The sequence below is a fragment of the Aneurinibacillus aneurinilyticus ATCC 12856 genome, from assembly GCF_000466385.1.
Lineage (GTDB): Bacteria > Bacillota > Bacilli > Aneurinibacillales > Aneurinibacillaceae > Aneurinibacillus > Aneurinibacillus aneurinilyticus.
In genome coordinates this window covers 77302-98869 of sequence record NZ_KE952903.1, presented here as the reverse complement: position 1 = coordinate 98869, position 21568 = coordinate 77302, and the positions used below count along the sequence as shown (strand labels likewise).

Genomic DNA, 21568 nt, shown 5'->3' with positions numbered 1-21568 from the left:
CAGGAAGAGCCCTGAAGCTGCCTGAAGGCTGCTCCGGGGCTCTTCCTGTGTTTATTTTAAGGGGATATGAATGTCAAGCGGAATCTCATCTGCATAACGGCGTACGTTGAGCGTATATGTGTCTTGCTTGGGAGCTACCACCGTCAACTCGAATTGACCAGGGATTTCCTTATAAGGATTAAGGGTGTATTTTGGAGTGATACAACCGTCATTGTTAAATATATGCTTTTTTCCTTTTATCTCATTTTTCCATTCCTTATTTTCTTCCATCTGTTGCCGAACTTCAGGCGGCCACTCGAATGTGATTCCTGCAGATGTGTTGCTTAGGGAATGAGCCGGCTTTTTTACATCGAAAATCCAGCTTCCATCCTGACGCTTGGCACTAGTGAGTGTATACGTCTTTCCATAAGTTCTAATGGTTTGTGGAAAATGTACTGTAGATATTTTTACAGTTTCCGAAGCCTTCGTCTCAGTAAGCCAGACTTTCTTCAGGTGCAAGGTCAGCTGCTTTGGTTGCTTATCAAAGTAAACTGAAGGTATAAAATCCAAGGAAACAGTACCTGATGACGAATCATAAAGACCACTTTGGTACGGAAAGCTGTCCCGATTGAGTACATATTTTTTTCCCTGCTCATCAGTAAGATATGGCCAATCTTCTTCCAGACCACGGCGAAAATCGATTTGGTAACTAGGCTTTAGCTTGATATCAAGATTGACTTTTATCCTAGTTGGATCGATAGAAAAGCTTTTAACAGCTGCATATTCAATAGCCGGATCTTTTTGTTGGAGCCCCAAATCGGCATCAACAGTCGTTTCTTCCCCTGCTTTTAACCTGGTTTGATCAAAAGGAACTGTCATGATAAACGATTCATATATACCGCCGATTCGAAATGTAAGCTTAGTTGGCTTTTTAATTAGAAACTCTTCTAACTGTTTTTGTGGAAGCCCAAACCTATATTGTGTAATCTGGACTTCTTCTGTATCTGAAATTTTTTTTGGCTTTTCTGCATCACCAGAACCTGTCGCGTCCGGAAAGTCGGCCGGGTCAGCGCCGAATTTTTGTGTTGCTCCTTTAGGGCCCTGTACGGCAAGTGTGAAGCGGAGTCGATCATCTTCTAGGTATATGTTGTCGATGGTGAAAATCCTGCCTTCTTTGTTCATGCTAACCGGGTGTATAGGAGTATAGCCATGCTCTTTTGCATTTTGAATACCGATATTTTTAGCCGTTTGTTGCAGCCATTCTACAGGAGTTGTCAGGCCGGGAATATTTTTAGTATAAGCTGCAAAAGAAGGGGAATACAGCACTGAGCCGATAAAAATGACCAAGCCTGCTGCACATCCACCTGCTATTCTCCGTAAAATCATTCGTTTTCGCGGTATGGTCGATTTTCTTTCAACATTGGGTTGGGAGCTTCCAGACTTGTGAATTTGCTGCTGGTCATATAAATCGGGAACCTGATCGACAAAGTCAAGCAAAGACTGAGGTACGGCAATGCTTTGAAACGCTTGTTCTACGTTCGCTGTAATTTGTTTGTCCTGACGATTCACTGGCATTCCCCCACTTTCTGTTTGGCTGTCTCAATTGGGACAAGCTTGCTTAGTGTAATTCGCGCCTGATGTAATCTTGACTTCACTGTGCCTTCTTTAATATTTAGGAGATTGGCGATTTCCCCGATTTTCATTTCTTGGTAGTAATACATGACAATGACGGTCCGTTGATTGATATTTAAGCGCATGATTGCTGTCATTAATTCGTTTCGCTGTTCTTTTTGGAGCACGTCGGTTATGGGAGAGGCTGTATCATCCCGTACTTCTAGAAGCTCATTTTCTTCGGTTGTATGCTGCTGTCGATGCTTTTGACGGGCAATGTCCAGCGCCCGACGAGCTACGATGTGGGTAAGCCACCCTCCGAACCTGCGAATGTCTCGACCTTCCATGATCGCCTTGTATGCTTCAAATAAAGCGTTTTGTACCGCGTCCTCCGCAAAATGCTGTGCCCCTAGGATAGCGAGAGCCGTACTGTATGCCCGCTGGAGATGAGGGCGTACAAGTAGGCTGAAAGCGTTCTTATCCCCGCTTTGGCATCGTTTGATGAGTTGTTGCTCGGTATCCATTGTCAACCGCCTTTCATTTTCGTCGCTCTATTATATAGTCGAACGATACAGGAGGATGGTTCGGTCGCATTCAAAAAAAGCGGGACGAAGATATTTTTCGTCCCGTTGCTGTTATCCAATAATAATTTTGCCTTCGGAGTAGCGGAAATGTTTTTTCCTGCGATCCCAGCTTAAGGCAAACGCCACGGTGAGTGGTCCGACACGCCCCGCGAACATGACGAGCGAAAGCAGGATTTTACCGAATGTAGTTAAATGCGGTGTTAGCCCCATCGACATCCCGACCGTACCGAATGCCGAAGTAGTTTCGAATAGAATGGTTAGAAAATCGCCACTCTCCGTAATGCAGAGAACCATGGTCACCCCGAGCACCAGGAATACTGCAGCCATCGTAATCGTCAACGCTTTATACACTTTTTCTGATTCGATGCGTTGTTTAAAAAATACAACGTCTCCTTCACCGCGAATCATCGACCATACTGCCCCAAGCAGCGTAACGAATGTGGTGGTCTTGATCCCGCCGCCAGTCGAACCGGGTGAAGCGCCGATGAACATAAGAATAATGATAAGAAATAGGGAAGACTGGTGCATATCCCCGACTGGAAGTGAGTTCATACCTTCTGTACGAGCTACTACCGACTGGAAGAATGCGCTTAAAATTTTTCCGTCCCAACCGAGTGGCGCCATTGTTTTTGGATTGTTGAATTCGATGGCCAGAATAACCAGGGCGCCAAAAAAAATGAGAAACGCTGAGGAAGAAAGCACCACTTTCGTATGCAGAGAAAGCTTCCGCCGCCTTTGAAACTGCATCAGTTCGGCGATAACGATAAATCCGATACCCCCGGCGATAACGAGAAGCATCAGCGCAATATTAACGATCGGATCGCTTACGTAGCCCGTCATACTTTTGAATCCGCCTATGACATCGAACCCGGCGTTGTTGAAGCTGGAGATAGAATGAAAAATACCCATATACATAGCGTGCTGCCAATTCGTGTCGAATGACCACCGGATAGTAAGAATAATTGCGCCTATGGCCTCGAACAGAAGTGTAAACAGAAGCACATTTTTTACCAGGCGAACCATGCCTTCAAGGCTAATCTGGTTCATCGATTCCTGAATGAGCAGACGCTGGCGAAGTGAAATCTTTCGCCCAAGCAGGATGGTAAACAGAGTGGCGACGGTCATAAAACCTAAGCCGCCGATTTGAATCATACTTAGAATCGTAAGCTGTCCGAATGTTGTAAAGGCTGTACCTGTGTCAACAACGACAAGCCCGGTTACACAGGTGGCGGATGTGGCCGTAAATAATGCATCCACAAACGGTAGACCATTCCCGTCTGCCGTCGCGATCGGTAATGTTAGTAGAAAGGTTCCCAGAAGAATAATCAGGCCAAAACCTATGACAAGCAATTGAGGTGGATTAATTTTTTCGAATGACAGTAGGGGCTTCTTTCTGCGTGATTGTGGTATTTCCATGCTTGCTCATCTCCATGAATCAAAATTGGATGTATCTTTCCATAAAAATTCTTGGGTTGATGATAATATTATAGAGAAATCTGGAAAGAGTACAATCTTTGACTTTTATCTTGCCTGTGAATTATAATAATTCGGATATAATGATAGATATACGCTTGTGAACGAAGAAAATAAGGAGCTTTGATATATGTATCTTGTTTATGCAGACCAACAGGGCCAGGTATATGACCATCCGGAACTGTTCGGGCTGGGCCGGAGTGGGGAATCGCTAATAGAAATCCTGGAAGAAGAGCTGATTCCTTTGCCGGAAGGCGCCACGCTGGTTAGTCTTCCGCATTGTCACCCCGTCGGAATGGACCCTGATACAGGCGAGATGACGCGGTTGAGTGAATTCCAGGCAGTCGGTGCCCTGATGCCCCAAGGATTCACCCGTCTTATGTTGCCCGGATATGTGAAATCACACAAAGAAGAAAAACTGCCGCTTTTTGGATATACGGCTGTTGTTTGGCACAATGGCGGTTTTTTTGTAGCTGCGGAACAGTCCGATGATACGCATAAATGGAATCCGCTGAACTTCCCGGAGCAGGAGAAGGAACATCTTGTTAAGAAGGTATTGGAAAAATACCCAGAAAACCGGGTGTTTAATCATCTTGGCAATTGTACTCTCGGTTACGGTTGTTTGACAGCATCAAATACATTCTTTAATCGCTGGGAAGCGGGATTGCCGGTCTCTTACTCCTGTAATGCCGGATGTTACGGATGTATCTCCGAACAGCCGGATGACAGCGGCTTCCCTGCCCCACAGACGCGGATGAACTTCAAGCCAACGGTAGAAGAGCTTACGGAAGTGATGCTGCACCATTTGAAGACGCCGGAATCGATTATCAGCTTCGGTCAGGGCTGTGAAGGCGAGCCGTCCACTCAGGCGGCGATTATTACGCAGGCTATGCGCCGCGTTCGGGAACAGACAAGAACCGGTTTCATTAACATTAATACAAACGCAGGTTTAACCGATCATATTAAAGCGATTGTTGATGCGGGTCTTGACTTGATGCGTATCAGTACGATCAGTGCAATTGATGAGCATTACAATGCTTATTATCGACCACGTGCCTATACGCTGGAAAATGTAGCGAAATCAGCTGCCTATGCCAGTAGCAAAGGTGTGTATACATCCATTAATTACCTTGTCTTCCCTGGAGTGTTTGATCGTGAAGAAGAGATGGAAGCTATGATAGCGTTCATTCGTCAAAATGGTATCCGATTGATTCAGATGCGTAATCTGAATATCGATCCGGAGAGCTATTTGGCGATGATTCCACCGGCAAAAGGCGAGGTATTCGGCATGAAACAGGCGCTTGAGATTTATCGTCAGGAATTGCCTGATGTCATTATCGGTTCCTATACGCATGTGCCGCCGACCGAGTTTCAGGAACTGCGCAGACAAACGCTGACTGTATAAAGTAAAACTTCCACTAGCAGGGACTTACTGGCCGTTGGATGCGGATAAATTTTTCCTGAACGGTATTTGCAAAGAGCAGATGTGCGTGCTATAATCCTTTTATGTGTGTTTGAGTGTAACTCTGTTTCGTAAAGATTCAGGGCAGAAAGAGGTGAATGAAATGAGACCGGATATCCATCCTGACTACAAAGTAACTAAAGTTACTTGCGCTTGCGGTAACGAATTTGAAACCGGCTCAGTGAAAGAAAACCTGCGCGTGGAGATTTGCTCCGAATGCCATCCTTTCTTCACTGGTAAACAAAAATTTGTTGATGCTGGCGGACGTGTAGATCGTTTCAAAAAGAAATACAACATGAAGTAATAGTACGCAATCAGAACAGACAGGCAGTTTGCCTGTCTGTTTTTTAATGTATACATATATGATGCACCTATTTTCCCTTTTCTACGGCCTCCTTTCAGGATAAGATAAATGGGTTGGAAGGAGAATAATGATGGCACAGTTATATTTTCGTTACGGAACGATGAACAGCGGCAAATCGGTGGAAATCCTCAAGGTGGCTCATAATTATGAAGAGCAGGGAAAGAGGGTTATGATCTTCACATCGATGCTTGATAATCGGTACGGGCAAGGATACGTTGCTTCTCGTATCGGGCTGAAGCGCGAAGCGATTGTAGTGGATGAAAGCACGAATATTAGAAAAGCTGTTGAGATGAATCAGGAAGGTATGCCGAATTGTGTGCTGGTTGATGAAGGTCAATTTTTGCGTCGGCACCATATTATACAGCTTACAGAAATTGTGGATGACTTAGGCGTTCCTGTTATTGTATACGGATTGAAGAACGATTTTTCCAACCGGTTATTCGAAGGCAGTGAAATGTTATTGCTGTATGCTGATAAATTGGAAGAAATTAAAACGATCTGCTGGTTCTGTGACAGAAAAGCGACGATGGTATTGCGCGTAAAAGATGGCAAGCCTGTGTATGAAGGTGAACAAATCCAAATTGGGGGTAACGATAGCTACATACCGGTATGCCGCAAATGCTACAAGCATCCCCGAAGCGAAAACGGAAAGATTTCGCTTCTATAGCATAGACGAATAAGCCCACCTCCTCTTAGCAAACACTACACCTGAGGAGGTGGGCCTTTATTATGAATAAAAAAATAATGTATGTGGCTTTGTTGAGCATTGCGCTATTGCTTATAGCAGGCTGTAACCCAAATGCAAATAGCCAGAGAACAACGCCTCAGCAAAAAGGTGCACAGGCTAATGAATATAACGGTACTACACCTGAGCGAAAGACCCGTGTGCTGGTCGGAAGTGATCTGAACCCAAACCTTGTGACCGGACGCAATGACGTGCGGGATATACAGGCTGAAGCCGATAGTATGGCTAATGTGGCAGTGCAGGTGCCAAAAGTCAAACGCGCAAGTGTAGTGATTAACGGAGCACAAGCCTATGTCGGACTTACGCTCACCGATACGGTACGCAGCCGTCAGGAAGCCACTGCTATTAGAGAAAAGGTGCGCCAGCGCGTTCAAGAAAAAATGCCGCGTTACCATGTGCGGGTTAGTTCTGACACTGGCATCTTCAGCCGAATTCAGGATATCGGTGATGGTATTCGCAGCGGTACGCCAATTAACAACTATCGTATTCATATGAATGAGCTAAATAACCGCATGAATCGTTAAAGATGGAATACAAGAAAGATATTGCCTGACTGCGTGAAGATTATGATTATTCCCTAAGGATGTTGATAGCAACCACAACGTATCTCGTTGTGGTTAGCTTTACTTTATTTTCTTTTTGATAACGAAGAAACCAATTCTAGCTACGATGGTTAATACACCGCATGCTACTATTTAGAAAATTTCATAATAGCAGAGTTTTGTCAGGGAAATATGAGAGAAGCTGCTCTAATCACACCTGTTGATTATCCATCTATGGATACCAAGGGTGTTGCTTATACGAAAATCTTTTCATACGTATTTTTAAAACAGAAGTATACAGCTTTGACTTATATTAAGCTATCCTCTATAATTATACTGTTATGCTATGGAATTTTAAAATGAGGTGAAGAACCGTGCTACAGCGATTAGAGTCGGTTGTTGAGCGGTATGATCGATTGACGCAGCTGCTGTGCGACCCACAGGTGATGAATGACCCGGTCAAGCTGCGTGAATATTCCAAAGAACAATCCGATATAGAAGAGACGGTACAAGCGTATCGCGAATATAAAGAGACTACCGAGCAATTGCAGGATGCCAAGGAAATGCTCGAAGAGAAGCTCGATGATGAAATGCGTGAAATGGTCAAAATGGAACTTGGCGAACTGGAAGAAAAGAAAGCAGAACTGGAGGAGCGCATCCGCGTTCTTTTGCTGCCGAAAGATCCAAACGATGATAAGAACGTTATTATCGAGATTCGGGGTGCAGCTGGTGGAGATGAAGCGGCTTTGTTCGCTTCTGATCTGTTTGAGATGTATACCCGCTATGCGGCAAAGCATAAGTTTAAGGTTGAAGTATTAGAGGCAGCTCCGACAGATATCGGAGGCTACAAGGAAATTATCTTCTCCATTAATGGGAAGGGTGCTTACAGCCGCCTCAAATTCGAGAGTGGCGCACATCGGGTGCAACGCGTTCCTAGTACGGAATCCGGAGGTCGTATCCATACATCTACGGCTACGGTGGCCGTTCTTCCAGAAGCGGAAGAAGTGGAAGTCGAGGTCAATGAGAATGATATCCGCGTAGATTTATTCTGCTCCAGCGGCGCAGGCGGACAGAGTGTTAATACTACGAAATCTGCTGTACGTTTAACACACGTACCGACCGGTATCGTGGTAACGTGTCAGGATGAGAAGTCCCAGCATAAGAATAAAGACAAAGCGATGCGCGTGCTGCGTGCCCGTCTGTATGATAAATATCAGCAGGAGGCGCATGCGGAATACGCCGATGCCCGCCGTTCAGCGGTAGGTACGGGCGATCGAAGCGAGCGTATTCGCACATATAATTTCCCGCAGAGTCGTGTTACGGATCACCGAATTGGATTGACATTACACAAGCTTGATCAAGTGCTGAACGGGGAAATGGACGAAATCGTCAACGCGCTTGTGCTGCATGAGCAGGCGGAACTGATGCGCAATGCTGAAGGTGCGTAAGCGATGAGCGCGATTACCGTACGGGAAGCCTTGCAGAAGGCTTCCCGTTTTTTACGTGAGAATAATATTGAAGATGCTACATTTCTTGCAGAGTATGCGATTCGCCATGCCCTTGGATGGGACAGAACCTGTTTTATTTCTCGTATGTCTCATTTGTTAACGGCAGAAGAATGGGATGCAATCGAAGCGATTATCCGTCGCCGTGCTGCGGGAGAGCCAATGCAGTATATCGTAGGCAGCCAGGAGTTTTATGGATTGGAATTTAAGGTGAACCCATCGGTATTGATTCCGCGACCGGAAACGGAGCTGCTTGTTGAAGAGATAGTAAAACGTGCGAGGGAGCTATGGTCGGAAGACGCCAAGCTTTCAGTTGTAGACATTGGAACAGGCAGTGGAGCTATTGCGGTGACGCTGGCGGTTATTGGCGGCAGAAGCTGGAAGGTGACTGCGACAGATATCGCCGAAGAATCATTGGCTACAGCCTGTTTGAATGCGGAACGGCACGGTGTAAAGCATAAGCTTTCGTTCGTTCAGGGGGATCTGCTGGAACCGTTGCTTCAGCAAGAGCATACGGTTGACATTCTTGCTTCTAATCCACCGTATATCCCGTCATTTGATGTTGCACAGCTGGATATGCAGGTAAAAGATCATGAGCCGCTTCGTGCGCTGGATGGCGGAGAGGATGGTCTGGACTTTTATCGCCAGATGATACAGGGCCTGTCCTGTATATTAAAGGAGAGGGCTTTGCTTGGCTGGGAGGTCGGCATTCATCAGGCTGAAATTGTTCGTGGATGGCTGGAAGACACGGGCTTGTTCTCCGAGGTGTACATTGTACGGGATTTGGCAGGTATTGGCCGTCATGTTATCGCCGTCCGGGTATAAAGAATCAATTCTAGCAATCTCTTATTCTTCAAAAATAGCAGGTTTATTCCCCTATTTCCTTGTCCATACTATGAACAGGGAGCGGAAAGGGGAAGTGAAGCATGAAAAAATATTATCTGCTATTTTTTACATTATTTCTTTTAGTAATGAGCTGGGAAAGCCAAAAAGAAGCATTGGCTGTGTTTACTTCCAATCTGGTGCCTGAGCAGTCGATTCGCCTGCGTATACTTGCTAACAGCGATAGTCCCGAGGATCAACAGCTAAAACGTCAGGTGCGGGATCGTGTAATCGAGTCGGTGCAGACATGGGCTGGTGAGGCAGAATCTCTCCAAAAAGCCCGGACTGTTATCAGTAACCATTTGCCGGAGCTGCAACAACTTGTACAGGAAACAATTAAAGAAAAGGGCTACACGTATGCTTCGCATGTGGAGCTTGCGCAGACAGATTTTCCGACGAAAATGTACGGGACTCAGGTATTCCCGGCCGGACAGTATGAAGCTGTTCGTATTACTATCGGGAATGCGGAAGGCAAGAACTGGTGGTGCGTATTGTTTCCGCCGCTCTGCTTTGTAGATATTGCCAGCGGAGATACGGCAGCACATGACAAACAGAAGAACACAAGCCAGAAATCGAAAGATAATAATGAGATTCAAGTCCGGTTCTTTTTGGTGGAGTTGTTCCATAAATTATTCACGTAGACACGGAGCTCTGTCAGAATGACAGGGTTTCTTCTTTTTTCTTATATAAAGTTGGATGTATCAGATCTTTGGGAGCAATTTATCCCCGCTTAAACCTACTCAAATTCTCCAAGTTTTGAAGTAGGGGGATTACTGCCTGTTAAGGCGGGATAAAGTGTGTATATAGTTTTGCAGAAAGCATTCATGCGGGGAGTTGGAAATATGGAAAATAATAAAATCGGCCGTGAAGTCGGAGAAACAAGTAGCGATAGGGCAGGAACGTCAGGTATACCGGAGACAGCTGGCACGGATGGAGATGTAGAAAAGAGAGTGGAGAGAGCCGAGGAGGACGGATCAGAAACAGGGGAGCGAAAATGGCACAGTAGCATGGATAATAGCAAGCCGGTATGGCGTGCTCTCTTCGTTTTTCTCATTCCATTAATGCTAAGTAATGCTTTGCAATCTATTAGTGGCACGGTTAGCAGCATCATGCTCGGACGTTTTATCGGAGTGAATGCGCTGGCAGCGGTGTCGGCATTTTTCCCGGTCTTCTTCTTTCTCATTTCGTTCGTTATCGGACTTGGCAGTGCCAGCTCCGTGTTAATCGGGCAGGCATACGGAGCCCGGAACTATGAACGGGTTAGGGCCGTAATGGGTACAACGCTGACCGCAACATTTATTTTGGGAAGTTTGCTGGCGATTACGGGTGGGATATTTGCAGAGGATATGCTGCGGCTTATTGGCACACCGGCTAACATTTTGCATGATTCTGCGGCATATGCGCGTATTTTCTTTTATGTTCTGCCTATCTTTTTCCTGTATATTTCATATACGACATTTATTCGTGGTACAGGAGATTCCAAAACGCCTTTTTATTTCCTCATCATTAGTACGGCGTTAACAGTGGCTTTGACACCGATACTCGTACTTGGGTTATTTGGTTTTCCAGCGCTTCAAATTAACGGGGCAGCCTGGTCGAATGTCATCGGTTCGTTGCTTACTTTCATCATTTTTCTTGTGTATTTACATCGGGTTGATCATCCGTTGCGTTTTGATAGAAAAGCGCTGCATCATTTGAAAATTGATGGCGAGATTTTTAAGCTATTAATTAAAATCGGAATTCCGACGAGTGTGCAGATGGTGCTGATTTCATTGGCGACGATTGCAGTTATTTCGTTTGTTAATCATTACGGTTCCCTGGCGACTGCGGCTTATGGTGCAGTAAATCAGGTAGCCAGCTACGTTATGATGCCGGCGATGAGCCTTGGGATGGCTGTATCGATTTTTGGTGCGCAAGCGATTGGGGCTGGCCTTTTCGAACGGCTACAGAAGGTGCTTCAGGCAGGAATTGTACTTAACTATGTCATTGGCGGTGTACTTATCACACTTGCGTACTTGTTCTCCCAAATGATTCTTTCGCTGTTTATCGCGGAGATGCAAACGCTGGAGCTGGCTCATGAATTGCTTCGTATTACGCTTTGGAGCTATCTTATCTTCGGTCATGCAAGTGTGATGTCGGGGATTATGCGTTCAAGCGGTACGGTATTCTGGCCAACGGCATTGTCCATCATTTCCATCTGGGGAGTAGAAGTACCTGTTGCCTATATACTATCTAACCGGATTGGCATTGAAGGTATTTGGTATGCATATCCGATTGCCTTTGTAGTTAACCTTCTGCTGCAGTTCGGATATTATCAATTTTTCTGGAAAAAGAAGCGTCATACACAGTTAATCCGGTAAGTTATCCACAGATTATACACAATGTGTGGATAAGCGGTTGATTGCAAATGAAAGAACGAACAGTTATAACTAGAAAAAAGTATAATTTAGTAGAACTGAGGGTTATTCGATGAATCAACAAACGAAGTATTGGAATGTGGATAATATTGTGGATGGATTAGAAGATTATCCACAAGTTCAGGAAGCGGCAAGATTGCTACAATGTAACGAATTAATCGCATTTCCGACGGAGACAGTATATGGTCTTGGTGGCAACAGCTTGGAAGACAAAACTGTGGAGAGAATTTATACAGCCAAAGGGAGACCGAGCGATAATCCTCTTATTTTGCATATTGCCAATCGAGCGCAGTTGGGGGAGCTGGTAAGTGAGGTTCCGCCTCTGGGAGAAGTGCTTATGGAGGCATTCTGGCCAGGCCCGCTAACGCTTGTATTTCCGAAGAAGCCAGGTGTTGCCATGCGTGCATCTGCCGGGCTTGATACGGTAGCCATCCGTATGCCTGATCACCCGCTGGCATTGGCACTAATACGAGCTGCACGTCTCCCGATTGCAGCACCGAGCGCTAATGTATCCGGGCGTCCCAGTCCGACGACTGCGCAGCATGTCCTTGAAGATCTGGATGGAAGAATTGCAGGTGTACTGGACGGCGGTCCGACCGGTATCGGAGTGGAGTCCACAGTTGTGGATATTACCGGGGATGTACCGATGATCTTGCGACCGGGCGGCATTACAGCCGAACAAATCGCAGAGATAATCGGAGAAGTGGCTATTGATCCTGGCATCTTAAATGAGGAAACAGCACCGAAGTCGCCTGGCATGAAGTATCGTCACTATGCGCCGCAGGGACAGATGTGGCTCGTTCGCGGCGACACGATAGCGGAAATGACGAAGAGCATACGTAATGCTGCACGCAAAGCAGCCGAGGAGGGCAAGAAAGTCGGCATTCTCGCAACGGAAGAAACTTTTCGAGAGTATGATGGGGAGTATACGGTTGTCACTTGTGGAGAGCGCAGGGATTTAATCAGCGTAGCACGCCGCCTTTACGATGTGCTACGTCAGTTTGATCAGGCAAGTGTTGACGTTATTTTTGCAGAGACGTTTCCGGAAGGTGGCGTTGGCACGGCTATTATGAACCGATTGACCAAAGCTGCTGGAGGACACTATCTCTAGTTCGCATATCCTGTCCGATTCTGCATATCTTGTCTATATATCCAACTTGATGAATCGACATTTTTAAGCAGTCTGGCGTACAAATGTTGATCAGTAAAAGCAGATTATGCATAGACAGGAGGAATAGATGTGGGTTTAGGGTGGGAAGCGCTGCAGTGGGGCGAGCTTATTACATTGCTGATGATTGGCGTGGCACTCGGTATGGACGCCTTTTCTCTCGGTATTGGCATGGGAATGAGAGGCATTCGGCTGCTGACCATTTTAAAAGTTAGTGTAACAATCGGTATCTTTCATATTGTGATGCCGCTAATTGGCATTGGCCTCGGCCTGTTTCTCACCTCGTATGTTGGCAACGTTGCCTCTTATATCGGAGGACTTATTCTTGTTATGCTGGGGGTCCATATGCTGTGGAATGTTTTTTTTAGCGGCGAGGAAAAAAGCCCCCTGTTAAAAACGACATTCTGGGGGCTTTTGCTGTTTAGTTTTAGCGTAAGTCTTGATGCGCTTTCGGTCGGCTTTTCGTTTGGTCTTTTTAGGGTAAACGTTTTGCTGGCCGTATTGATTTTTGGTGTACTGGGAGCGTTGCTGGCAGCGACAGGGCTTCTGGTTGGTCGAAGAGTTGGGGGCTGGCTCGGAGGGTATGGCGAAGTTTTCGGAGCGCTGATTTTACTCGGTTTCGGGCTTAAGTTTCTTCTGTAGGGGTCGCGCTTATGCTAATAAATGAACTTTTGATAATTAGTATGGGGACGGGATTAACCACGGTGCTGGGAGCGTTGTTGACGCTTGTTGTGGGAATGCCAGGGCGCAAGCTAATGGCTTTTTATTTGGGAATGTCTGCAGGGATCATGACCTTGGTCATTCTGGCTGATCTGCTGCCCGCCGCGCTGCGAGAGGGAGAGTGGTATGGTGTTTTACTAGGTGTTCCTGTTGGCGTACTGCTTCTGAGATTACTTCATCACGATAAGGGAACACATGAAAGTGATGGTGAAGAGGGATATAAGCGTACGTCACGGGACTGGAGGGGAGCGGGGTGGTTGATGGCGGCTGCTCTTGCGCTTCATCATATACCGGAAGGCATCGCGATAGGAGCTGGCTTCCAGGCTCATCATAGTGCCGGTGTCATGATTGCGTTATCTATGTCGCTGCACAATATTCCCGAGGGGATCGGTCTGGCTGCTCCATTTTTGCTGGGGAAGATGCGTCGGCGCTCGATTTTGCTGCTGGCGTTTTTAATCAGCCTTTCAATTCCGGCAGGTGCTTGGTTAGGTGGAATGTATTTTATGTCCAGTCCGGAAGCGATCACTTTTGGTATGTCGTTTGCGATGGGCGCTATGGCATATCTTGTATGGAAGGAATTAGGGCCGTCCGGGCTTGCGATGCATCGTCTTAGCGCACAGTTTGGAATGCTGCTTAGTCTGGTAGCGATGGTTCTGCTTCATATGGCTGTATGACTAACCAAGGGAACAGAAGGGTAAAATACAAAGAGGTTTATCCTACAACCCTTGCAATTTTGTCTTATTCCAACGACAATGAAGAAGAATAGCAGGAAAGGGGAGAACTGGGATGCGTATTTTATTTATTTGTACCGGTAATACATGCCGCAGTCCAATGGCGGAGAAAATGTTTAAAAAGTTGGCGGCGGAACGTGGGATAGAAGTAGAGGCGAAGTCTGCCGGGCTATTTGCTTCCGAGGGTTCTGCCGCTTCTGCGCACGCCGCTTCGATTCTTAAAGGCAAAGGCATCATGGATGAGCATATCTCCCAAGCAGTAACAGCTGAGTTACTAGATTGGGCTGACCTTATTATGGCGATGACCCAATCGCACAAAAATACGCTAATACAGCAGTTTCCTGAATTCCATGAGAAGGTATATACACTGAAAGAATATACGGATACCTCTGAAGAAACCCGGGAGCGGCTTGCCAAGCTGGATCGGCTCTATGAACAATTGGAAGAAAAGCAGCAGAAGTTCATGGATGAACATAGGGAAGAGATTCGTAAGCTTGAAGAGGAATATCAAGAATTATATAACAGGCTCGAGCTGGTTCGCGAGAAGTTGGATGACTGGAAAGAGCGCATTATGCAGGCGACGGTAGAAGAACGAAATCAAATTGCGCTGCTTGAGCGGGTTGCGCAGGATTATGATGTTGCCGATCCGTTTGGCGGAAGTCTGAATACGTATGAGGAATGTGCACGGGAGATTGAGCAAGCGCTACTGCGCTTACTTGATATATTGAAATAGAATGAAAAATTTTCATCAATAAACATAAATTTGTCAGTAAAATAGGGCATTTATCTTTTGATTTGCAGGAGGGAACATTATGGAGGGCAAACCTACGTACTCATTCGGTTTAGTGAAAAAACTTGTGCTTGGTATTAGTGGTTTGTCAGCTATAACGTATGGCACAAGCGCTTTTTTCATTTTTGTTCTTAGTGATTATGTAACTCATATGATTCCGGATTGGCTGTTTACTTTGCTGACGCTGGTGCTGGGCGTAATCTGGTCGGGCATATTTGGCTGGATTATTGCACGTTGGCTTGTAAAGCCCATTGTGGAATTAGAGCGTGCTGCATCCCGGGCATCTGCGGGTGACTTACAGGTAGAGATTCGGGAAATGAATTCTGACGATGAAATTGCCGCATTATCTCGTTCATTCGCACGAATGATTAATAATCTGCGTACTATGATTCGGGATATTAATCTTTCATCAGAACATGCGGCAGCGAGCGTCACCGAATTAACAGTTGCTTCGGATGAAGCTGCAACTCAGATCGAGCAGATTAGCGCGACAATGGAGCAGATTGCACATGGTGCGGAGAATCAGGCACGTCATACGAAAGCGATGGTAGAGTCGGTAGAAGCGGCGGACGAATTGTGCAAGGAGGCGACTGACTATGCGAAGAATTCACGTGAGTTGTCCAAACAGATGATCGCAACGCTGACGGAAAGCGGGAAGGTCGTCCAGTCTTTGGTGGCAGGTATGCATAAGCTGGCACAGGAAAATGAACATTCCATTGCTACAGTACGTCGTCTGGAACAAAACGCAGAGCAAGTCGGCAACATTACAAGGGTAGTAAGCGAACTAGCTGGACAGACCAACCTGCTAGCGCTAAATGCAAGCATTGAAGCGGCACGGGCGGGTGAACACGGCAAAGGTTTTGCAGTAGTAGCCGATGAAGTGCGTCAACTGGCAGATGAAAGCGGACAGGCTGCTTCAAATATTACAACATTAATCGAACAGATGCAGCGTGAAGTAACGAATGTAGTCAAACAGATTCAGGAACAGGTAGTTATTGCTGATACAGAATCGAAGCGTGGTGAGCAGACCACTCAGGCATTGCGCAATATTTCAGGTTCAGTGCATGAGGTGGTCGACGCTGTAGAACGGATTGCTTCGTTGATTGAACGACAAAGCGAGAGTATGAAGGTGATGATGCGCGATGCCCGAGATGTTGCCCAAGTGGCACATGAAACGTCGCGTGGCGCAGAAGTTATTTCTCAGGCGGCGCAAGAGCAGACTGCATTTATGGAAGAGGTAGCAGCAGCGGGACAGGTGCTACGTACTCAATCAGAGCAATTGAAGGAGTACGTTTCAAAATTCCAATTGTAATAGAGAGGTGAGTGCGCTATGGCAGATATCTCTTTACATTATGTGGAACTTTCAAATGGAGAAACGATAGCATACAGGGAACGGGCAGGCGGGATGCGACCGCTCGTACTTGTGCACGGTAATATGACATCCTCGCTGCACTGGGATGTGCTAATGGAGTCTTTGCCTTCCAAATATAAAATATATGCGGTCGATATGCGTGGGTTTGGCGAATCAAGTTATCATACACCGATTGATTCATTGCATGATTTCGCTGTTGATTTGAACGAGTGGACAGAAAAAGTCGGATTATCTTCTTTCGTGTTAATGGGATGGTCCACCGGTGGAGGCGTAGCAATGGATTTTGCGGCTGATCATCCACAGAAGGTGAACAAATTGATTTTACTGGCATCCGTCGGTACAAGAGGATACCCCATTTTCCAAAAAGATGAACACGGGCAGCCGATTATGACACAGCCGCTGCATACAAAAGAAGAAATTGCACAGGATCTCGTACAGGTGCTTCCTATTCTGCGAGCGTATGAGGCGAAGGATAAAAATACGCTTCGCCAGATATGGGAGATGCTAATTTATCATGATAATACGCCAGATGAAGCACGCTATGAGAGATATCTTGATGATATGTTGACACAGCGTAATCTTGTTGATGTCGATTATGCACTCGCTTTTTTTAATATTAGTCATGAAATTACAGTAATGGGCGAAGGGAACGGGAAAGTTTCCGACATTACGATGCCGGTTCTTGTTTTAAGCGGTAGAAAGGACCGTGTCGTGCCAGAGCAGATGGCACTTGATATTCAGAAAGATATTGGTGAAAATGCACATATCCACTATCTAGATACAGGACACTCTGCATTAATTGATGATTTACCGGGATTAATTCAGGTAATTACTGAGTTTATAGAATATGGAGAAGTAGCGAAGATGTAAAATAGTCTTCGCTTTTTTATATGAATAAAAAAGTCGATAGAAGTCGATTTCCCGGGAAACATTGATGTAAGTGTCGAACTTTATCCTTTTACCGCTTTTTTTGAATAAAAAGGCTTTATTTCCGAACGTTTTATAGTATATAATCAAAAATGTACAGGTTTTTAGTTTGGGTGTCTTAAATCCTCTATGCATTTGCCATCAATCGGTTATAATATAGATAAGGCAAATGGATAAACAGAAACGGAGGAATACAGACGTGAAGGTAGCGATTGCCGCTGATCATGGCGGTTATACATTAAAGGAAGAGATTAAAAAGTACCTGGAATCCGCAGGTATCGAATACGAGGATTTCGGTTGTAAATGTGAAGATTCGGTCGATTATCCGGATTATGCGTTACCTGTAGCTGAGAAGGTAGCGACAGGTGCATTTGATCGCGGGATTTTGATCTGCGGCACAGGTGTCGGCATGTCGATTGCTGCCAATAAAGTGAAGGGCATCCGCTGTGCACTGGTGCACGACTGTTTTACAGCCAAGGCTACACGTGAGCATAATGATTCTAATGTGTTAGCTATGGGTGAACGTGTTGTTGGGCCTGGCCTGGCTCTTGAAATCGCAAAAATTTGGCTAGGTACGGAATTTTCTGCAGGACGTCATCTGCGACGTGTAGAAAAAATTAAAGAAATTGAAGATAATCAGTAAAGCAAGATTTCTGTCCGTGGAGGTCCCACGGATGATTAGCTTAACGAATCGAACCTTTACAGGCAGTTATCGTCTACCTATCTTTTTTGTTTGCAGAATGTCTTCAGGTAAGGCTTTTACTGCCCGTTATAGAGTCGGATAAAGTAAATCCTCGTCAAAGGCAGTGTGAAAACCGATGAAGATTGAACAGCTACAGTACGATCTTACCTCTGTGATAGAGGACTTATTGGAAGCAAAGCCACTTGGTGAGAAGCATGTTCTCGTTTTTGGTACAAGCACCAGTGAGATTATTGGACAGCAAATCGGATCAGCGGGCAGTGAAGAAGTGGCGATTGCCCTGTATGAGACGATTGAAGGAGTACGAGAGAAGCATGGTTTTTCCATAGCGTTCCAGTGCTGTGAACATTTAAACCGGGCGCTTGTAATAGAAAGGGAAGTGGCGGAGCGTTTTGGCTGGCCAGAGGTAACTGCGGTGCCTGTTCCGCGTGCGGGCGGTGCCATGGCATCGAATGCGTTTCGAAAAATGCGTGATGCGGTCGTGGTAGAAGCTATCCGTGCCGATGCAGGTATTGATATTGGGGACACATTTATCGGTATGCATCTGAAACCCGTTGCTGTTCCGGTTAGACCGCGGGTCAAACAATTGGGAGGAGCGCATGTAACGATGGCGGTAACACGCCCGAAGCTGATTGGTGGTTCCCGCGCAGTATATGAACGTACTTCGCTGGAAGAAAGTTGTCATTAAACGCAGCACTTGAAAAACATGCGGGGCGTGCGCCAAACGATGCTTGCGTAGCACGTGACGCGACAGGTGGAAAAAGCCGACAGCACCCGCAAGCTTTTCTTAAGTTTGCTCTTTGTTAATTATTCGTGAGGAGGAGAAGAGGGAATGCTTGAACACGTAAAAAAACAGGATCAAGAGGTAGCAGAAGCTATCAGATTGGAATTGGGTCGTCAGCGCACAAAAATCGAGTTAATCGCTTCTGAGAACTTTGTTAGCGAAGCTGTTATGGAAGCGATGGGTACGGTGTTAACCAACAAATATGCTGAAGGGTATCCAGGCAAACGCTATTATGGCGGATGCGAATATGTAGATATCGTAGAAAACCTGGCACGTGATCGAGCAAAACAATTGTTCGGTGCTGAACATGCCAATGTACAACCGCATTCTGGCGCACAAGCAAATATGGCTGTATATTTCGCATTCTTGAAGCCAGGGGATACTGTATTGGGGATGAATCTTTCTCACGGTGGGCATTTGACCCATGGTAGCTCGGTTAACTTCTCCGGAAATCTGTACAACTTTGTGGAGTACGGTGTAGATAAAGAAGCACAAGTGCTTAATTATGAAGATATCCGCCAGAAAGCCGAAGAGCATAAACCGAAAATGATCGTGGCTGGAGCAAGCGCGTATCCACGTCAAATTGATTTCGCCAAGCTACGTGAAATCGCCGACAGTGTTAAAGCTTATCTGATGGTAGACATGGCACATATCGCAGGTCTTGTAGCAACGGGCCACCATCCAAATCCGGTTCCGCATGCCGACTTTGTTACGACGACAACACATAAAACGTTGCGTGGACCTCGTGGTGGTATGATCCTGTGCCGTGAAGAATATGCGAAAGCGATCGATAAATCCATCTTCCCTGGTATCCAGGGCGGTCCGCTCATGCATATTATCGCAGCAAAAGCGGTAGCGTTCGGTGAAGCACTCAAACCAGAATTTAAAGAATACAGCGCACGTGTTATTGCGAACGCAAAGCAATTGGCTGAATCTTTGAAAGAAGAAGGCTTTACGCTTATCTCAGACGGTACGGATAATCATCTTATTCTTATCGATGTACGCAACATGGATCTGACAGGTAAAGATGCGGAGCATTTGCTTGATGAAGTGGGTATTACATGTAATAAGAACACTATTCCATACGATCCAGCAAGCCCGTTCGTGACCAGCGGTATCCGTATTGGTACACCGGCGATTACAAGCCGTGGCTTCGATGAAGAAGCGATGAAAGAGGTTGCTGCTATTATGGCGCTTTGCCTGAAAAATCCGCAGGATGAAGCGAAGCAGGAAGAAGCGCGTCAACGCGTCGCAGCTATTTGCGAGAAGTTTCCTATGTATCCAGAATTTCAAATCTAATTATCGTGTATGATAATAGAAGCCCCGGATGAATATACGGTTCATTCGGGGCTTATTTGTTAATTTAGCAAAGTATGGATCAATAAAAGTGTGAGGGATTACTGCCTGTTAAGGTGAGATAATACAAAGGTGTAAAGATTCCCTTGTTTAGTGGGAATCTTTTTTTGCTGATAGTGCATCTCGTACTTCAGTCTGCTATAATATATCGCAGTGTAAAAAAAGCTATGAATAGTGACACATTTTTACAAGCAGACAGGGGGCTCACCTGATGGGAAAAGTATACGTATTCGACCATCCGTTAATCCAGCACAAATTATCGTATATTCGAGATAAAAGCACAGGCACGAAGGAATTTCGCGAGTTAGTGGATGAAGTTTCGATGCTGATGGCCTACGAAATTACACGTGAAATGCCGCTTAAGGAAGTCGAAATTGAAACACCGGTTATGACTTGTAAGACAAGCGTGTTAGCCGGTAAAAAAGTTGGACTTGTGCCGATTCTTCGCGCCGGTCTCGGTATGGTAGACGGCATGCTGAAGCTGATTCCAGCCGCAAAGGTTGGTCATGTCGGCCTGTATCGTGACCCGGAAACATTAGAGCCAATAGAATATTATGTAAAGCTTCCAAGCGATATTAATGAGCGGGAGCTGATTGTGATTGATCCGATGCTTGCTACAGGAGGCTCTGCGGTTGCTGCTGTAACAGCTTTGAAAAAACGTGGTGCGAAAAACATGAAGTTGATGTGTTTAATCGCGGCACCGGAAGGCATCGAGAAATTCCATCAAGTTCACCCGGATATCGATATTTATGTAGCTGCAGTGGACGATAAGCTTGACGATCACGGCTACATTGTGCCAGGGCTTGGTGATGCGGGTGACCGTCTGTACGGAACGAAGTAATTCAGAGATGGGGTGAAGTTTTGACCAGGAAAAAGATTATGACAGTGTTTGGGACACGCCCAGAAGCAATTAAAATGGCACCGCTTGTGCATGAACTGCGCCAATATGAAGAGCTTGAACCATTTGTTTGCGTAACGGCGCAGCATCGGCAAATGCTTGATCAGGTGCTTGATATTTTCTCTGTTACGCCAGATGCTGATTTGAACGTGATGAAGGATCGTCAGACACTGACCCAGATTACCACCCGCGTACTGGAAGGGCTGGATGACGTTATGAAAGCCGAAAAGCCGGACATGGTGCTCGTGCACGGCGATACGACGACAACATTCGCTGCGAGTCTGGCTGCGCTCTATAATCAAATTCCGGTAGGACATGTAGAAGCAGGGCTGCGGACCTGGGATAAATATTCGCCGTATCCGGAAGAAATGAACCGTCAATTGACGGGCGTCATCTCTGACCTGCACTTTGCACCAACCGCACAGGCGGCAGAGAACCTGAAACGGGAAGATAAAAGGGATGCTACCATTTACATTACAGGCAATACAGTTATTGATGCACTGAAGACAACAGTACGTAATGACTATAAGCATCCAGTGCTTGAACAATTCGCCGGGA

At 45.9% G+C, this 21568-nt stretch carries 22 protein-coding genes; 19 read left to right on the top strand and 3 right to left on the bottom strand.

Features of this window, described 5'->3' with window-relative positions:
* Positions 1-51 precede the first annotated feature (51 nt).
* The 3 genes from HMPREF0083_RS23820 to HMPREF0083_RS23810 form a co-directional block, all read right to left on the bottom strand.
* The gene (locus tag HMPREF0083_RS23820) at positions 52-1548 is read right to left on the bottom strand and encodes a DUF4179 domain-containing protein (protein WP_040304731.1); all 1497 of its coding nucleotides are present in this window, start codon (positions 1546-1548) and stop codon (positions 52-54) included.
* The gene (locus tag HMPREF0083_RS23815) at positions 1545-2114 is read right to left on the bottom strand and encodes an RNA polymerase sigma factor (protein WP_021624483.1); all 570 of its coding nucleotides are present in this window, start codon (positions 2112-2114) and stop codon (positions 1545-1547) included. The genes HMPREF0083_RS23820 and HMPREF0083_RS23815 overlap by 4 nt, the downstream gene beginning before the upstream one ends.
* A 111-nt stretch (positions 2115-2225) precedes the next feature.
* A complete protein-coding gene (locus tag HMPREF0083_RS23810; RefSeq protein WP_021624482.1) occupies positions 2226-3590 on the bottom strand; it encodes a TrkH family potassium uptake protein in 1365 nt (454 codons plus the stop codon).
* A 187-nt stretch (positions 3591-3777) separates the two neighbouring features.
* Between HMPREF0083_RS23810 and HMPREF0083_RS23805 the strand changes: the two genes are divergently transcribed.
* From HMPREF0083_RS23805 to wecB, 19 genes are all read left to right on the top strand, one after another.
* Positions 3778-5052 (top strand): radical SAM family protein, encoded by a 1275-nt coding sequence (locus HMPREF0083_RS23805; RefSeq protein WP_021624480.1) that lies wholly within the window; start codon positions 3778-3780, stop codon positions 5050-5052.
* A 160-nt stretch (positions 5053-5212) separates the two neighbouring features.
* Positions 5213-5413: a 50S ribosomal protein L31 gene (gene rpmE, locus HMPREF0083_RS23800; protein WP_040304728.1), complete on the top strand. Its 201-nt coding sequence runs from the start codon at positions 5213-5215 to the stop codon at positions 5411-5413.
* Between the two features lie 130 nt (positions 5414-5543).
* On the top strand, positions 5544-6140 hold the full coding sequence (locus HMPREF0083_RS23795) for a thymidine kinase (protein WP_040304726.1): 597 nt from the start codon (positions 5544-5546) through the stop codon (positions 6138-6140).
* A 62-nt stretch (positions 6141-6202) separates the two neighbouring features.
* Positions 6203-6742, top strand: coding sequence for a YhcN/YlaJ family sporulation lipoprotein (locus HMPREF0083_RS23790; RefSeq protein ID WP_021624477.1), 540 nt, complete (start codon positions 6203-6205; stop codon positions 6740-6742).
* A gap of 392 nt (positions 6743-7134) precedes the next feature.
* The gene (prfA, locus tag HMPREF0083_RS23785; RefSeq protein ID WP_040304724.1) at positions 7135-8208 is read left to right on the top strand and encodes a peptide chain release factor 1; all 1074 of its coding nucleotides are present in this window, start codon (positions 7135-7137) and stop codon (positions 8206-8208) included.
* A gap of 3 nt (positions 8209-8211) precedes the next feature.
* Positions 8212-9090, top strand: coding sequence for a peptide chain release factor N(5)-glutamine methyltransferase (gene prmC / locus HMPREF0083_RS23780; protein ID WP_021624474.1), 879 nt, complete (start codon positions 8212-8214; stop codon positions 9088-9090).
* Between the two features lie 101 nt (positions 9091-9191).
* Complete coding sequence (spoIIR, locus tag HMPREF0083_RS23775) at positions 9192-9788, top strand: stage II sporulation protein R (protein WP_021624473.1); 597 nt, start codon at positions 9192-9194, stop codon at positions 9786-9788.
* Positions 9789-10154: 366 nt separating this feature from the next.
* Entirely contained in the window at positions 10155-11507 is a 1353-nt protein-coding gene (locus HMPREF0083_RS23770; RefSeq protein WP_040304777.1) for an MATE family efflux transporter, read from the top strand.
* Between the two features lie 109 nt (positions 11508-11616).
* Positions 11617-12675: an L-threonylcarbamoyladenylate synthase gene (locus HMPREF0083_RS23765; protein WP_021624471.1), complete on the top strand. Its 1059-nt coding sequence runs from the start codon at positions 11617-11619 to the stop codon at positions 12673-12675.
* 180 nt (positions 12676-12855) lie between these two features.
* On the top strand, positions 12856-13374 hold the full coding sequence (locus HMPREF0083_RS23760) for a manganese efflux pump MntP (RefSeq protein ID WP_051354789.1): 519 nt from the start codon (positions 12856-12858) through the stop codon (positions 13372-13374).
* Positions 13375-13385: 11 nt separating this feature from the next.
* The gene (locus HMPREF0083_RS23755) at positions 13386-14126 is read left to right on the top strand and encodes a ZIP family metal transporter (protein ID WP_021624469.1); all 741 of its coding nucleotides are present in this window, start codon (positions 13386-13388) and stop codon (positions 14124-14126) included.
* 112 nt (positions 14127-14238) lie between these two features.
* Positions 14239-14916: a low molecular weight protein arginine phosphatase gene (locus HMPREF0083_RS23750; protein ID WP_040304722.1), complete on the top strand. Its 678-nt coding sequence runs from the start codon at positions 14239-14241 to the stop codon at positions 14914-14916.
* Between the two features lie 79 nt (positions 14917-14995).
* Entirely contained in the window at positions 14996-16285 is a 1290-nt protein-coding gene (locus HMPREF0083_RS23745; RefSeq protein ID WP_021624467.1) for a methyl-accepting chemotaxis protein, read from the top strand.
* An 18-nt stretch (positions 16286-16303) separates the two neighbouring features.
* Positions 16304-17215: an intracellular short-chain-length polyhydroxyalkanoate depolymerase gene (gene phaZ / locus HMPREF0083_RS23740; RefSeq protein ID WP_021624466.1), complete on the top strand. Its 912-nt coding sequence runs from the start codon at positions 16304-16306 to the stop codon at positions 17213-17215.
* A gap of 256 nt (positions 17216-17471) precedes the next feature.
* Positions 17472-17915, top strand: coding sequence for a ribose 5-phosphate isomerase B (gene rpiB, locus HMPREF0083_RS23735; RefSeq protein ID WP_040304720.1), 444 nt, complete (start codon positions 17472-17474; stop codon positions 17913-17915).
* A gap of 175 nt (positions 17916-18090) precedes the next feature.
* Positions 18091-18660, top strand: a complete 570-nt coding sequence (locus HMPREF0083_RS23730) for a TIGR01440 family protein (RefSeq protein WP_021624464.1) — start codon at positions 18091-18093, stop codon at positions 18658-18660.
* 144 nt (positions 18661-18804) lie between these two features.
* Positions 18805-20055, top strand: coding sequence for a serine hydroxymethyltransferase (locus tag HMPREF0083_RS23725; protein ID WP_021624462.1), 1251 nt, complete (start codon positions 18805-18807; stop codon positions 20053-20055).
* 268 nt (positions 20056-20323) lie between these two features.
* Positions 20324-20953 carry a uracil phosphoribosyltransferase gene (upp, locus tag HMPREF0083_RS23720; protein WP_021624461.1) on the top strand — a complete coding sequence of 210 codons (630 nt, stop codon included), beginning with the start codon at positions 20324-20326 and terminating at the stop codon, positions 20951-20953.
* Positions 20954-20991: 38 nt separating this feature from the next.
* A partial coding sequence (gene wecB / locus HMPREF0083_RS23715) for a non-hydrolyzing UDP-N-acetylglucosamine 2-epimerase (RefSeq protein ID WP_021624460.1) occupies positions 20992-21568 on the top strand: 577 nt, incomplete at its 3' end.

Bases quoted from the DNA above. Each gene is read 5' to 3' on its own strand.
- prmC (WP_021624474.1), top strand. From the start codon at position 8,212: ATGAGCGCGATTACCGTACGGGAAGCCTTGCAGAAGGCTTCCCGTTTT.
- HMPREF0083_RS23815 (WP_021624483.1), bottom strand. From the start codon at position 2,114: ATGGATACCGAGCAACAACTCATCAAACGATGCCAAAGCGGGGATAAG.
- HMPREF0083_RS23725 (WP_021624462.1), top strand. From the start codon at position 18,805: ATGCTTGAACACGTAAAAAAACAGGATCAAGAGGTAGCAGAAGCTATC.
- spoIIR (WP_021624473.1), top strand. From the start codon at position 9,192: ATGAAAAAATATTATCTGCTATTTTTTACATTATTTCTTTTAGTAATG.
- rpmE (WP_040304728.1), top strand. From the start codon at position 5,213: ATGAGACCGGATATCCATCCTGACTACAAAGTAACTAAAGTTACTTGC.
- HMPREF0083_RS23730 (WP_021624464.1), top strand. From the start codon at position 18,091: ATGAAGATTGAACAGCTACAGTACGATCTTACCTCTGTGATAGAGGAC.
- HMPREF0083_RS23760 (WP_051354789.1), top strand. From the start codon at position 12,856: ATGATTGGCGTGGCACTCGGTATGGACGCCTTTTCTCTCGGTATTGGC.
- HMPREF0083_RS23790 (WP_021624477.1), top strand. From the start codon at position 6,203: ATGAATAAAAAAATAATGTATGTGGCTTTGTTGAGCATTGCGCTATTG.
- HMPREF0083_RS23810 (WP_021624482.1), bottom strand. From the start codon at position 3,590: ATGGAAATACCACAATCACGCAGAAAGAAGCCCCTACTGTCATTCGAA.
- HMPREF0083_RS23745 (WP_021624467.1), top strand. From the start codon at position 14,996: ATGGAGGGCAAACCTACGTACTCATTCGGTTTAGTGAAAAAACTTGTG.
- HMPREF0083_RS23795 (WP_040304726.1), top strand. From the start codon at position 5,544: ATGGCACAGTTATATTTTCGTTACGGAACGATGAACAGCGGCAAATCG.
- HMPREF0083_RS23765 (WP_021624471.1), top strand. From the start codon at position 11,617: ATGAATCAACAAACGAAGTATTGGAATGTGGATAATATTGTGGATGGA.
- HMPREF0083_RS23805 (WP_021624480.1), top strand. From the start codon at position 3,778: ATGTATCTTGTTTATGCAGACCAACAGGGCCAGGTATATGACCATCCG.
- HMPREF0083_RS23770 (WP_040304777.1), top strand. From the start codon at position 10,155: ATGGATAATAGCAAGCCGGTATGGCGTGCTCTCTTCGTTTTTCTCATT.
- phaZ (WP_021624466.1), top strand. From the start codon at position 16,304: ATGGCAGATATCTCTTTACATTATGTGGAACTTTCAAATGGAGAAACG.
- HMPREF0083_RS23750 (WP_040304722.1), top strand. From the start codon at position 14,239: ATGCGTATTTTATTTATTTGTACCGGTAATACATGCCGCAGTCCAATG.
- HMPREF0083_RS23755 (WP_021624469.1), top strand. From the start codon at position 13,386: ATGCTAATAAATGAACTTTTGATAATTAGTATGGGGACGGGATTAACC.
- upp (WP_021624461.1), top strand. From the start codon at position 20,324: ATGGGAAAAGTATACGTATTCGACCATCCGTTAATCCAGCACAAATTA.